Raw genomic sequence first — 12,607 nt, 5'->3', positions numbered from 1 at the left:
CGCGCACCGTCGACCCTTCTATCGGATGATCAGCTCCCACGGCGCCGGATTCACGTCGGTCGCGAGTCCCGCAGCGACTCGAGCGCACGCCGCCCCCTGATCGAACAGCGACTGACGCACGCTCGAGAACCCGAGACTCTGAGCGAGCTCGCTGTCGTCCCATCCGCTGACCGGCGTGGAGTCGCCGAGCACGTCGATCGCACCCGCCGCGAGCTGATCGCTCATCGCGATGACGGCATCCGGTCGGACCTCCTCGAGCGCTGCAGTGACCGCCGCTCGCGCGTCGTCTCGCGTGTTGCGGCTGACGATCGCGACCGGAGCACCAGCCCAGTCCCTGTCCGAATCGAGGAAAGCGCGTCGATATCCCGAGAGGCGATTGCGGGTGACGGGGAAGGACACGTCGGGGTCCGGCCCCCGGACCAGTCGGGCCACCCGGTCAGCATCGGTCGGCTCGGACAGCACCAGCGGCGATCGAGCGGTGCGCAGCATGTGGGAGGCGATCGCGTACGCGGCCGCCTCGTCGTCCGCGCTGACGAGGGTGATCCCTTCTCGAGCGGGACCCCCCTGCACGGCGGCGGGCCGCCCCGTCGCTGCCACCGCATCGAGCACGGGATCGTCGGCAGTGGTGGTCCAGACCACGAAACCGTCGACGGCCGACTCCCGCACGCGCTCGATGTCGTCGGGGTCACCAGTGGTGGGAATGAGCGTCAGCCCCAGCCGCTCGGCCACGCACACACTCGACACGCCTGCCAGGAATCGAGCGGCCTGCGGATCCTCGAATGCGTAGGTCAGGTGCTCGCCGAACACCACTCCGAGGTTCCGGGTCGCGCCGCGACGCAGCGACCTCGCGACCGGATCGGGCCCCCGATATCCGAGTCGTGCCGCCGCCTCGAGCACCCGTTCACGGGTCGACGCCGCGACGCGGTCGGGCCGTGTGTATGTGTAGCTCACCGTCATCATGCCGACGCCGGCCTCGGCTGCGACCTGGCGCATCGTCACATGATCTGACTTCACATCCTCATCCTACGTGTGTATCGTTACACAGATGCGAGGAGCAACATCTGCGTACCTGGGCTTCGCCGCCTACGGCCTGTTCTGGGGAACCTGGGGAGCCGCGTTGCCGGCGCTCCGCGACTCCGCTGCCGTCGACGAGTCCGCGCTGGGTATCGCGCTGCTGTTCGTCGGCGCCGGAGCCCTTCCCGCGATGCTGCTGGTCGGGCGGGCCGTCGATCGCTTCGGCAGCCGGATCGGCGGCGTCCTGCTGATCCTGCTGGCCGTCTCGGGGGTGACGATCGCGGCGATCGCCCACGACCTCCTCGGCCTGATCATCGGGATGACCCTGGTCGGCGCCTCATCCGGCGCGGCCGATGTCGCGATCAACGCTCAGGCGGGCCTCGTCGAGCAGCGCTCAGGACGGAGAGTGATCACGGTCGCCCACGGGGTCTTCTCGGCATCCGTCGTGCTCGGCAGCGCAGGAGCCGGCGGACTGCGCTCCCTCGGGTTCGGACCCGAGGCGGTGTTCCTCGTCGCCGGCGCGGCGCTCGCGATCGCCGGGGTCGTCGTCATGATGACCGGTGACCGCGCGCACCGCGCCTCCGCGGAGACCCCGCACCCGCACGTGAGGCCGCTCTGGTGGATCCCGTTCGTCGCCGTCGGCCTCGTGGGTGCGCTCGGCTTCGCCATCGAGAACGCGCACCAGAGCTGGAGCGCCATCTTCGTCGGCGACGTGCTCGGGGCGGATCCTGCCGTGACGGCCCTCGCCCCGGCGACCTTCGCCCTGTTCGCGGCGGCGACCAGGTTCACGGTCGGCGCCCTCCCGCGCCTCTCCCCACGGATGCTGCTGATCGGCGGCGCGGCTCTGGCTGCAGCGGGCACTCTCCTCGTCAGCACGGCGAGCACCGTCCCGATGGCGATCGGTGGCCTCGCCCTGGCCGCGATCGGCACAGCAGTGCTCTATCCGACGCTGCTCAGCGAGGCGACGCGCGACGTCGCTCCGGCGCAACGCGGTCGAGCCACCTCGGCGATGACGGCGATCTCGTACATCGGCTTCATCCTCGGACCGGTCTACGTCGGGCTGCTTTCCACTTTCGCCGGAATGCGTGGCTCCATGGTCGGCGTCGCGGCGCTCGCGGTCATCTTCGCCGTGCTCGCGCCGCTGCTGCTCGCTCGACGGAACCGTGTGTCGAGCGCGCGGCTTGAGTCCGCAGCAATCAATCCACTGGCCAATACGTCTGAGTGACCGCTCCGTCCGCGGATGCCGCGCGCTAGAGAATATATTGCTCACACCTCATATGAGGACGTTAATGGGTCATATCAGATCACATATGAAGGAACGAGGAAGTCAATGAAGACGAGATCGATCCGAGATGGGCTGCTGGGGCACTAATCGTCGCGACGCTTATAGGCGCAGGCACTCTGCCAGCATCTGCAGCCGCCGCAACAGTGTCGAGCAGCGCTGTCTCCGCCGAGACGACGAGCAACGGCGGCGGCGGAACGGATGCTGTCGACGACAGCGCGCCGGACTGCGTCGTGTGCGGCGCTCCTGTGAAGCGGGCCGTGAAGGTGAGCGGCCCTGTACTCATTCAGAAGAAGTTCGTGAAGTACCTGACCGAAGCGTGGGCGAGGTCGACAGGTTACTCATGGAACTCTTCGACGACGGTGAGCGCCACAGTCTCAGCCGGTCTCGGCGTGAGCGGGCCGACCGCTTCGAGCAATATCGGCGTCTCGGGAACCGTCACGAAGAGCTACTCGATCACGGTGAACATCGCCGCGAGCAGTACCCGGTACTCGAAGCTGGGGCTCGCCTCCAACTACAACAAGTACGGCATCAAGACCGCTTACCATCAGGACGGCAAGCCGGTCCCGGGTGCCACTTGGACCTACGGCAGCCTCTACGCCCCGACGAAGGACCAGTACCTCATCGTGCACTACCAGTGACATGAAGCGACCCATGCTGGTGGTGGGTGCGCTCGTGATCGCGGCGAGCGCATCCCTCACCTCCTGCGCACCATCTGACACGGAGATCCTCGCTCCGCCGTTCGCTCTCACCTCGGCCGACGTCGTGTATCCGTCGGGCCAGGCGTACCCCGTCAACCTCATCTTCGCTGCCTCGGCCGACGACCCGATCTGGACCGACCTGACCGGAGTCGCGCTTCCCGGCGACGCGTCGGTGGGCCCCGGCGAGTTCGAGGTCATCCGGGGAGAAGGCTCCGGCGGCTACGACCTCGGCAACATCGCGTTCGATCTCCTGCCTCCACCCGAAGGCATCTCCTTCACATCCGTGGGTCTCGTCTTCACCGAGACGCCCGAGCCTGTTCGAGTGGATGTCGGATCATGGACCCTCGCCAGCGCTGAACCAGAGGAGTTCGCCACCGATCAGGTTTCGGCCGCGATCGCCGCGATGTCGGCGTGCACAACCGCCGACTTTCCGCTGCCCTCATCGACGAAGACCGTGCAGGCCTTTCACTCCGGCAACTCCCACGTCGAGGTCGACGGAATCTCCATGGATGCGGCGACCGACTCGGTCAGGGTGTCGCTGACGTGCGACGATGACGCGGATTTCCACATCTTCAGTCCCACCCTCGACTACATCGATCGCGACGGAGCAGCACAGAGCACAAGACTCACTCCGCTGACCATCGGACTGCAAGACATCGACGACACGGACTTCGCTCGCATCCGGGATCGCTGACGCTGCCCGGACGATTCTGTCGGCCCGGGCCGGAGTGCGATCCTGACCCTTCGGCCCCGGAGAGCGCGGGCCCCTACCTTGGGCTCAGACCCGCACCCGGTACGTCTGCGCCACCGCTCCCGATCCGAACTCCCGCCGGCTCACCAACTCGAGCCGCAGACTCTCCTGCAGCCCATCGAGCAACCGGGGTCCGTGCCCGGCGATGATCGGATGCACGACGAAGGTGTATTCGTCGATGAGTCCGAGGGCGGCGAGCGCCAGCGGCAGAGTCACCCCACCCACCGACAGCCCCTCGCCCGGCTGCTGCTTCAGCTGTCGGACCGCTTCGCCGAGGTCGCCCTGGACGAGCTCTGCGTTCCAGTCGACCTCGCTGAGCGTGCTCGAGACGACGTGCTTCGGGATGCGGTCGAGGGCGTCGGCGAACGGCGTCTCCCACTCCTGCATCCAGTCCGGCCACGCTCCGGAGTCCGGACGCCGCCACGCGGACTGCATCATCTCGTAGGTCGTCCGCCCGTAGAGCACGGCATCCGCCCGCTGCATCTCGGCGGTCCAGTACCCCATCAGCTCCTCGTCCGGAGCAACGCCCGCCTCATGATGCACGCAGCCGTCGAGCGTGACGTTGATCGAGTAGCGCAGTGGTCTCATCTCGCCGATCTCCTTCGATGCGGGCGGTGCCTGTTCAACGGGATCAGGGTATCTCGCCGCTCACCGAAGCGTTGCAAGACCGAGCACCAGCTCGACGAGCTCGCCGGGTTCCCGCCGCAGTCCCGACACATACTCCGTCCGCCACTCTGCCTCGGTGAGACCTTCGCGCACTCTGCGCCGATACAGCTCGAAGTCGGCCGGTTCGTTGGCGCGGGGATCGAAGCCGTAGCGTCGTCCGATGGCGTCGACGGCGCCGATGATCTGCGCCCCGGTCGCATCGGCACCGAGCGCTGCGGCAGCACCCGCGGCGACCGACACGGCGATCAGAAGCGACACCGGATCGTCATGCGCGGCCGCTCGACGGATCACCGGCAGCAACGTCGCCACCGCGGGCGCTCCGTGCCGAAGATCGAGATGCACTTTCGCGGCGATGACCGGAGCCATCAGCGCCACCCACTCGTGCCCGCACCGCGATGCGAGAGCGCCCGCACGTTCGAGGAGGTCGACCGCCGCCTGCGAGCGCCCGGATGCTCGCTGCACCTGCCCCGTGATGAGCAGGACCATGGCCGCGGCGGCATCGGGCATGCGATCGATGCCCTCGAGCGCCGCCTCCACCTCATGCGTCGGGTGGCGTGACGGCGTCGGGCTGAGAGTGAGCAGATAGGCCGAGAACGCCGCAGCGAGCCCCCTGAGTGCGTGATCATCCGAACGCTCCGCGCGCTCGCGTGCAGCCGAGATCCATTCCGCTGCCTCGTCCATCGACCCGAGTTGGTAGGCGAGGAAGCCTCTGGTCGAGAAGAGTCCGGCCTCGAGGGCGACGTCGACCGCACCGGGCAGGGCGCACGCCTGACGGGTCATCGCGATCAGCTCCTGCTGACGCCCCGCGCGCACCCCGAACCACAGAAGTCCTCCGGAGATCGTCGCAGCCGTCTCTTTATCGCCATCAGAGACGGAGCAGTCGAATGCAGCAGTGATGTCGGGCCATTCGGTGCGTAGACGCAGCATCTCAGCGGACGATCCGCGAGCAGTGAGAGCGACCGATGCGAGGGCCGCTCTGGCGCCGAACCATTCGCGGTGGCGTCGACGCCATGCTGCGTCTGGCGCGGCGTCACCCAGGGCAGCACGACGGATCAGCTCTGCCACGTGGAACACAGGTTCGCCCGCCCGCTCCTCGGCGGACACGAGCGAGTAGGCGACGAGACGGTCGAGATCGACATCCCGCGAGCGTCCTCCGCACACCGCGGCGACGGCCTCGCGTGTGAACGGCGCCCGGAACCCAGCGAGGCTGTGCAGTGTGTCGCGCTGATCTGCCGACAGAAGGTCGAGCGACGACCGCAGCGCCCCCGCCAACGGCAGCTCCCCCACCTGCGCAGACCGCCCGATGTCTCGGAGCAGCGAGCTCCCGACTTCCTCCAGCGGCATCGACGCCGCTCGCGCCGCCGCGAACTCGATCGCCAAGGGCAACCGTCCCAGCACGTCGACGAGTCGAGTGACCGCTGCACTGTCGACAGCTCGAGCCTCCGGCACCAGCCTCGCCTCGAAGAGCTCACACGCCTCCGACACCGTCAGCGGATCGAGGCGCATCACGCTCTCGCCGGGCACGCCGAGCTCGCGTCGCGACGTCGACAGGATCGCAATGCCCCTCGCGCGGGCGAGCACCGCGCTGGCGATCGAAGCGACGGCGTCGCTCGTGGCATCCACTCCGTCGATCACCAGGATGCCGCTGCGATCCGCCAGGTGCTCGGCGACCCCCTCAACCGATGCGTGCGGGGCGCCGGTCGCGGACGCGATCACCTCGGTTGTCGCCTCCACGGTCGCCGCAGCTCCACCCAGACCGACGAACCAGACGTGCTCTTCGCGCGAGGCAGCGCCGCCGCCCAGCCAATCGACGACGAGCCGCGTCTTGCCCACACCGGCCGCACCCGTGAGCGTCACCAGTCGCGCCACGTCGAGCGCCGCGGTCAGAGCCGCGCGCTCGTCTCGTCGACCCACCATCTTCGCGATCGGTGCCGGCACGCCGTACACGCGACCCTGCCTGCCCGGTCCGCGAGCGGAGTCTCGGCGAGGCACTCGCGCCGAACCGAGAACGTGTCCTCCACGCACTCTCACGACAGCGCGCTCGCCCATGTCGGCGCGTGCCTCCGCGACCCGGACGAGCGCCAGCAGGTCCTCGTCGTCAGGATGCTCTCGCCGCAACTCGAGCAAAGCGACCAGCGCATCCGAATGACGCCCCGCATCGAGGTCGAGCCGGGCGCCCTCCAATCGCACAGCATCGACGCCCCGCCGCATCCGGTCTCGAGCCGCACCGACGAAAGGCGGCTCTCCGATTCCCCCGAGCGGTGCGCCCCGCCATCGACTCAGCAGCGACCGCACCTGAACGAGATCGGAGGAGAGCGGCGATCTCACCGCATCCTCCAGTTTCCACAGGTCCACGTGCACCGCCGAGTCGTCGACCAGGCGATAACCCGAGCGACCTCCGTGGAGCCACGGCCCCAGCGCGGTTGCTCGAAGACGCGACATGTAGGCGCGCAGGGTGGCCGTCGCCTGCGCCGGCGGATCGACCCACAGGTCCACGAGCAGGTCGGCGACGGCCACCGGGGCCCCTCGCTCGAGCGCGAGCCTGGCCAGCAGCGCCCGCGGAAGCCTGCCGCCCAGCTCGACGACGACCCCGTCGACGTCGGCGTCGACCCTGTCGAGAAGCTGCACGTGCGCAGTGGCCACAGCTGATCATTGCACGAACGTTGCATTCGATCGAGACCCGCGGAGACGCCCGATGCCGAGCCTCAGGCTGGAGCGATGACGCACACCGAGAACACGATCCAGACCAGTTTCCGCACATCACTCGGCGATATCTCCGCGACCATCCTCGGCACAGGGCCCATCGCGCTGCTGTGGCACGGCATGTTCGTCGACGGCGACTCCTGGGGAGGCACCATCGACCAGTTGGCTCCGCACCGCACGCTCGTCGTCATCGACGGCCCCGGCTATGGAGACAGTGCGCCGTTGACACGCCTCTCGTCCATCGAGGAGTGTGCCGAGGTCGGCGCGCAGATCATCGATCATCTGGCGCCTGGGGGCAGCGTGGACTGGGTGGGCGGCGCGTGGGGCGGTCACGTCGGCATGACGCTGGCTGCGCTCTCCCCTGACCTGATCCGCTCCCTGGTCGCGGTGAGCTCGCCCGTCGAGCCGATCGACCCTGTCTTCCGCATCAAGCTGATCATCGCGAACCAGATCCTCGCTCGATTCGGACCGATCGCACATCTCCGGCACGTGATCCACGACGCCCAGCTCATACCGGCGCACGCCAAGCTCCGCCCGATGACCGATGTCATCGACCGCGCTCTGACGAGAGTGCACCGCGAGAGCATCGCGAAGACGGTCACCTCGTTCATCATCAATCGCGCTGACGCCACCCACCGTCTGCCGCGGATCGCGGCACCCACCCTTCTGATCACCGGTGACGACCGCGGCGAGTGGACCCCCGCAGAGATGCGCGCGGCAGCAGCGGAGATTCCCGACGCCCGGTCACTTGTGGTCGCGGGTGCCCGCACCCTGGTGGCGGTCGAGCAGCCCGATGCGCTCGCGGAGGCGATCGTCACGTTCTGGAGCGAGCTCGACGCGCAGTGAGCCAGCCGACCAACTCCTCCCGCACCCACGCCTGCAGGCTCGTGGGTGTCGTCGTCACGATCGACCGTTCCTGCTCGGGCACGAACCCATCCCGCAGCCCGGTCGACATCCCGAGCACGGCGTCCGCCATCGCGTCGGGCATCCCGACCTCGATCAAGCCCCGCCGCATCGCCTCATCCGAGATCCGCTCGACCGTCACGTCCCGCCCGAGCTCCTGCCTGAGGATCTTGGCGACCTGCGACCAGCTCAGATTCGCCGGACCGTGCACGGCCTGCACACGGCGCCCGGTCCACTCGCGGTTGAGCAGGGTCAGCGCCGCGACCTCGGCGATGTCGCGCGGCGCGACCCACGCCATCGGCGCATCGAGCGGCAGCACAGTCTGCAGCCGCCCCGACCGCAGGGACTCGACGTCGAGCAGCAGGTTGCTGAAGAAGTAGCCGCACCGCAGATGCGTGACGTCGATGTCGAGGGCATCCAGCGCCACCTCGGTCGCCGCGAGTCCGTCGATCTCCCCGGCACCGTGACGCTTCTCGGCGCCGACGCTGCTCTGGAACACCACCCGCCCGATGCGGTTCTCGACCACGCCGGCCACAAGGGCATCCGTGGCGCGGGCGTAGTCGGCCAGCGGATCCTCCGACATCGCCGACGGATCGACCCAATACAGCGCATCCACTCCCCGCGTCGCCGCGGCGACCTCGCTCGCATTCCGTGAGTCCGCGCGCGCCACGTCAACGTGCGGCAGGAGATCGTCGGCGATCTGCTCGGGATGCCGGGTGAGCAGCAGCGGACGGATGCCGGCGCGCACGAGCATCTGACTGAGGGGTCGTCCGACGTTGCCGTTCGGTGTGGTGACGGCGATTCGCATGGTGAGTCCCTTCGTCGTGCCTGTCTCTTGCCCTGGACTGGCCACGCTAGATCGCGATGCGGCCTGATTCTGGCCGCATCTTCGACGATCATGGAGGCGTGGACTCCCCGTCGAACCGCACCCTGCACCTGCTCACGCTGCTCCAGACGGGCGGCGAGTGGAGCGTCGACGCGCTTGCCGAACGTCTCGACGCCAGCACGCGGACCGTGCGGAGAGACGCGCAGCGACTGCGCGACCTCGGCTACGACGTACGGTCGCGGCCAGGCCCGGGCGCCGCGTACCGTCTGGTTCCCGGCACGAAGATCCCGCCGCTGCTACTCAGCGCCGACGAGGTCGCGACGATCATCACCAGCCTGCTCGTGCTCGAGACGTGGACGCCGGGCGACCCTTCGGCATCCGTAGCGCGCACCAAGCTCGAGCAGACCCTGTCGCCCGCGTTGCGACGGCGAGCGGCGGCGACCGCGATCTCGACGCAGATCCTGCAGGAATCGCCGGCTCCGGTCGACTGGTCGCTGGTCGGGACGCTCTCGGATGCCGTCGCGCGCGGTGCCAGAGTCCGCTTCGAGTACACCGACCAGCACGGCGCGCGGTCGACGAGGGTCGTGGAGCCGTACCGCCACTTCCTGCGGAATCGGCACTGGTACGTCGTCGGATTCGACATCGACCGCGACGACTGGCGACTGTTCCGACTCGATCGGATGCTGTCGACCAGCATCCTTCCCGGCATCCACGCGCCTCGCGAGTTCCCGTTCCCCTCGATCGAGGCGTGGCTGACAAGCGACTTCGGGCGGATCGATCCCTCCTGAAAACTTCGGATGCTGCGGCGCAAGCCCCTGTCCGGCCACCCGGAGCCGACCTACGCTGACCGGCATGCTGAAGATCGTGTCGATCGTGATCCGCGTGAATGACCTCCTCGCTCAGTCCCGCTTCTGGCAGGCGGCGCTGGACTATGTCGAGCGGGACCCCGCATCCGGCGACTGGGTCGTGATGAAACCTCGCGACGCTGACACTCCTTGCATCGCCCTGGACGCGCACCATTCCGAGCGGATGCTGCCGCCGCGCATCCACCTCGACATCTACGCCGAGGATCAGGCCGCCGAAGTCCGCCGCCTGACCGAGCTCGGTGCGCGCGAGGTGCACTGGGACAAGCGGCCCGAGGATGCCGACTACGTCATCATGGAAGACCCCGAGGGCAACCGGTTCTGCATCGTCGACCGCCCGGGCTGGTCGGGGTGGGAGGGTCCGCGGGGAGGGTGAGTCCAGCGCGTCGGTTGCGGGCTACTGCTGCGCGAGGCGCACGGTAACCGTGGTGCCGAGCGCGGTCACCTCGTACGAGATCTCGCCGTCCGCGTAGGTGAAGGTCTTGGTCGGGTCGCTGGAGGCGAGCATGGCCGAGTCGGTCTTCGTCGTATCGTTCACCGAGTCCCAGGTGAACGAGGTGGAACCGTCTTCAGGCACCTCGATCGTCCCGGCCCAGTAGAGCGACTTCGTGTCGGTGGCGTTCCAGTAGACCTCGATCGTGTCCGCCGTGATGGTCGCGGACTGGAAGCTCTCGGGATCGTTGGGGTTCGACTGCTTCCACTCGCCGGTCAGATCGACGGGCTCCGGCGCCTCTTCGACCTCTTCCGGCGCTGCGGACGGGGAGTCGGACTTCGAATCCGACGACGTCGTCGAATCGGACGGGGCGGAGCAGGAGACCGTCCCCAGCCCGAGAAGGGCGAGCAGAGCGATCGCGGCGACGGGCTTGGCTGCAGCAGTGTTCATGGTGACTCTCGTGTGATCAGATCAGGCGACGGATGTGAACCTAGCACCGGTTCATCACGTTTCAGATTCGGTCGTTGTCGGGCGCGCCGCCCAACCGATATACAGGTTGAGGCGCTGTGGGAGCGCTGGCGATTCGTCGCCTCATCGCCGAGGGGAACACTCATGTCACAGCCACCTGCCGCCTGGCATCCCGATCCGGAGAATCCGAACCAGCTGCGCTGGTGGGATGGACATCGCTGGACGGATGCCACGTCGCCATCGCCCGCAGCGGCGGCGACGACGCAGAGCGCGGCGCTCGCGGACGCTGCAGCGCCCACTCCTGCGAAGCGTCGGACCGGATGGCGCACCGCCGGGATCATCGTCGGCGCACTCGTCGTCGGCGGTCTGCTCGCCCGACTGTCTCCGATCGCGATCGTCCTGGCGGCGACAGCCGTGGTCGGCATCGCCCTTTACGTTCTGCTGGCGCGTCCTCTTCCTGCTCTCGGACTCCGTTCGAGGCCGTCCGGCCTGATCGCGCTGGGTATGGCCGCCCTGCTCGTGACTGGCGGAGGCATCGCGAGCGCGAGCACCGGCGGCACGCCGACGGCATCCGACCCGCAGCCGTTCGTGGGCGCGTCGACAGCGACGCCCGAGCCCAGCCCGACACCCACTCCGACGCCGACGATGTTCGAGACCGCGACAGAGGAAGTAGCGATCCCCTTCGAGAAGACCACCGTCGACGATGCGCTGCGCGATCAGGGCACGACTGCGATCGTCACCGCCGGAGTGAATGGCGTGAAGATCATCACCTACCGGGTGACCATGGTCGACGGTGTCGAGACAGCCCGCGAAGTGGTCAGCGAGACGGTGCAGACGGCGCCGGTGAACGAGGTCACGGCGCGCGGGACCAAGGCACCGGCCCCCGTCGCAGCGCCCGTTCCGCTGGTGCAGCAGGGCGGCGGGGGGTGCGATCCGAACTACTCCGGAGCGTGCGTTCCGATCAGCAGCGATGTCGACTGCGCAGGCGGCAGCGGCGACGGACCCGGGTACACGGAGGGTCCGGTCACGATCGTCGGCAGCGACATCTACGACCTCGACCGAGACGGCGACGGGATCGCCTGCGACCGCTAGACGTCGGCCCCTCTACTCAGCCCGATCGCTCGTCATCACCGCGGTCGCGATGGCTGCGGCGATGAGCCCGAGCGCGCCGACCGCGAGGAGAACGAGGCCCACTGGCCAGACGGCGAGCAGCGTCACGTCGTAGGTGTCGTCGCCGACCGGAGTCCACACCTCGCTCGTTCCCGAAGCCGTCAGTGCGATGCCGACGGCGAGAGCGATCACGGGCATGACCCAGGCGATCGCCCACGAGAGGCGGCGGACGGCGGTCCGGCTCATGAACGGCGGCATCGGTTCGACAGCGCTGTCGGTGCGAACCTGCTCGGTGGCGCCGTCGCGCGCGGCATCCTGCGTTCCGTCCATGCCTGCACCATATCGGTCGCGAGGTGGCTGAAGACGAAAGCTCTGCCGACTGGTCAGGCGTCCGGCCCAAGCGCGCGATAGAAGTAGAACGCCCGCTCGCCGGTGTCGGGGTCGACGCCGCTGAACCCGTGCCGCTCGTAGAAGCGCATCGCGTCGCCATCCGACTCGTCGACGTTGATCTCGATCGCCGCCACACCGAGGTCGCGGCAGATCTCGACCATGTGCCGGAGGATCGCGCTACCGACACCACCACCGCGCTGCGACGGCTCGACATACATCTCGTCGAGCAGCGCGACCGGTCCGTCAGACCACACGTTCGGGCGCAGCGTCACGAGTGCGAGACCGACCGCAGGATCACCGCCGAGCACCGCAAAGGTCGAGGTTCCGCCCAGCAACGTGCGCAACCGCTCCGCGAGCACCTCGACCCCCGGCGTCTCGGTGTCGAACTCCGTGTTGAAGTCGTGCAGGAGTTCGGCGAGACGGGCGGCGTCGTGCGGGGTGGCTCGACGCGTGGCGGCGGTCATCGGATGCCTTTCTGGGGTCGGGGGCTTCGGCTC

The 12,607-nt window shown here is 68.4% G+C and carries 14 protein-coding genes; 7 read left to right on the top strand and 7 right to left on the bottom strand.

Going from position 1 to position 12,607, the window contains the following annotated elements; genetic code table 11:
• Nucleotides 1–18: 18 nt before the first annotated feature.
• A complete protein-coding gene (locus ACESK8_RS12550; protein ID WP_372968907.1) occupies nucleotides 19–1,014 on the bottom strand; it encodes a LacI family DNA-binding transcriptional regulator in 996 nt (331 codons plus the stop codon).
• A 31-nt stretch (nucleotides 1,015–1,045) separates the two neighbouring features.
• Between ACESK8_RS12550 and ACESK8_RS12545 the strand changes: the two genes are divergently transcribed.
• The 3 genes from ACESK8_RS12545 to ACESK8_RS12535 all read left to right on the top strand — a co-directional run bounded on the left by ACESK8_RS12545 (nucleotide 1,046) and on the right by ACESK8_RS12535 (nucleotide 3,691).
• Nucleotides 1,046–2,239 (top strand): MFS transporter, encoded by a 1,194-nt coding sequence (locus tag ACESK8_RS12545; RefSeq protein ID WP_372968906.1) that lies wholly within the window; start codon nucleotides 1,046–1,048, stop codon nucleotides 2,237–2,239.
• Nucleotides 2,240–2,442: 203 nt separating this feature from the next.
• Nucleotides 2,443–2,937 carry a hypothetical protein gene (locus ACESK8_RS12540; protein ID WP_372968905.1) on the top strand — a complete coding sequence of 165 codons (495 nt, stop codon included), beginning with the start codon at nucleotides 2,443–2,445 and terminating at the stop codon, nucleotides 2,935–2,937.
• A 1-nt stretch (nucleotide 2,938) separates the two neighbouring features.
• Nucleotides 2,939–3,691 (top strand): hypothetical protein, encoded by a 753-nt coding sequence (locus ACESK8_RS12535; protein WP_372968904.1) that lies wholly within the window; start codon nucleotides 2,939–2,941, stop codon nucleotides 3,689–3,691.
• Nucleotides 3,692–3,775: 84 nt separating this feature from the next.
• Here the strand turns inward: ACESK8_RS12535 and ACESK8_RS12530 are convergent, their stop codons facing one another.
• Nucleotides 3,776–4,336: a dihydrofolate reductase family protein gene (locus ACESK8_RS12530; RefSeq protein WP_372968903.1), complete on the bottom strand. Its 561-nt coding sequence runs from the start codon at nucleotides 4,334–4,336 to the stop codon at nucleotides 3,776–3,778.
• Nucleotides 4,337–4,396: 60 nt separating this feature from the next.
• Complete coding sequence (locus ACESK8_RS12525; RefSeq protein ID WP_372968902.1) at nucleotides 4,397–7,057, bottom strand: BTAD domain-containing putative transcriptional regulator; 2,661 nt, start codon at nucleotides 7,055–7,057, stop codon at nucleotides 4,397–4,399.
• A 75-nt stretch (nucleotides 7,058–7,132) separates the two neighbouring features.
• On the opposite strand from ACESK8_RS12525, the gene ACESK8_RS12520 reads away from it, so the two are divergent.
• The gene (locus tag ACESK8_RS12520; RefSeq protein ID WP_372968901.1) at nucleotides 7,133–7,963 is read left to right on the top strand and encodes an alpha/beta fold hydrolase; all 831 of its coding nucleotides are present in this window, start codon (nucleotides 7,133–7,135) and stop codon (nucleotides 7,961–7,963) included.
• Here the strand turns inward: ACESK8_RS12520 and ACESK8_RS12515 are convergent.
• Nucleotides 7,932–8,828, bottom strand: a complete 897-nt coding sequence (locus ACESK8_RS12515) for an NAD(P)H-binding protein (RefSeq protein WP_372968900.1) — start codon at nucleotides 8,826–8,828, stop codon at nucleotides 7,932–7,934. The genes ACESK8_RS12520 and ACESK8_RS12515 overlap by 32 nt on opposite strands.
• A gap of 98 nt (nucleotides 8,829–8,926) precedes the next feature.
• Here ACESK8_RS12515 and ACESK8_RS12510 point away from each other — a divergent pair, with 98 nt between their 5' ends.
• Together ACESK8_RS12510 and ACESK8_RS12505 are read left to right on the top strand one after the other, a co-directional pair.
• Nucleotides 8,927–9,634 carry a helix-turn-helix transcriptional regulator gene (locus ACESK8_RS12510; protein WP_372968899.1) on the top strand — a complete coding sequence of 236 codons (708 nt, stop codon included), beginning with the start codon at nucleotides 8,927–8,929 and terminating at the stop codon, nucleotides 9,632–9,634.
• Nucleotides 9,635–9,698: 64 nt separating this feature from the next.
• A complete protein-coding gene (locus ACESK8_RS12505) occupies nucleotides 9,699–10,085 on the top strand; it encodes a VOC family protein (protein ID WP_372968898.1) in 387 nt (128 codons plus the stop codon).
• A gap of 21 nt (nucleotides 10,086–10,106) precedes the next feature.
• Here the strand turns inward: ACESK8_RS12505 and ACESK8_RS12500 are convergent, their stop codons facing one another.
• Nucleotides 10,107–10,592: a hypothetical protein gene (locus ACESK8_RS12500; RefSeq protein WP_060927731.1), complete on the bottom strand. Its 486-nt coding sequence runs from the start codon at nucleotides 10,590–10,592 to the stop codon at nucleotides 10,107–10,109.
• A 162-nt stretch (nucleotides 10,593–10,754) separates the two neighbouring features.
• On the opposite strand from ACESK8_RS12500, the gene ACESK8_RS12495 reads away from it, so the two are divergent.
• Complete coding sequence (locus ACESK8_RS12495) at nucleotides 10,755–11,702, top strand: G5 domain-containing protein (RefSeq protein WP_372968897.1); 948 nt, start codon at nucleotides 10,755–10,757, stop codon at nucleotides 11,700–11,702.
• A gap of 12 nt (nucleotides 11,703–11,714) precedes the next feature.
• On the opposite strand, the gene ACESK8_RS12490 is transcribed toward ACESK8_RS12495, so the two are convergent.
• Together ACESK8_RS12490 and ACESK8_RS12485 are read right to left on the bottom strand one after the other, a co-directional pair.
• The gene (locus tag ACESK8_RS12490; RefSeq protein WP_372968896.1) at nucleotides 11,715–12,050 is read right to left on the bottom strand and encodes a hypothetical protein; all 336 of its coding nucleotides are present in this window, start codon (nucleotides 12,048–12,050) and stop codon (nucleotides 11,715–11,717) included.
• Nucleotides 12,051–12,103: 53 nt separating this feature from the next.
• Nucleotides 12,104–12,574, bottom strand: coding sequence for a GNAT family N-acetyltransferase (locus ACESK8_RS12485; protein ID WP_372968895.1), 471 nt, complete (start codon nucleotides 12,572–12,574; stop codon nucleotides 12,104–12,106).
• Nucleotides 12,575–12,607 lie beyond the last annotated feature (33 nt).

The organism is Microbacterium sp., assembly GCF_041641055.1.
GTDB lineage: Bacteria > Actinomycetota > Actinomycetes > Actinomycetales > Microbacteriaceae > Microbacterium.
The sequence above is the reverse complement of the archived record's forward strand: the minus strand, read 5'-3'. Positions and strand labels throughout refer to the sequence as shown.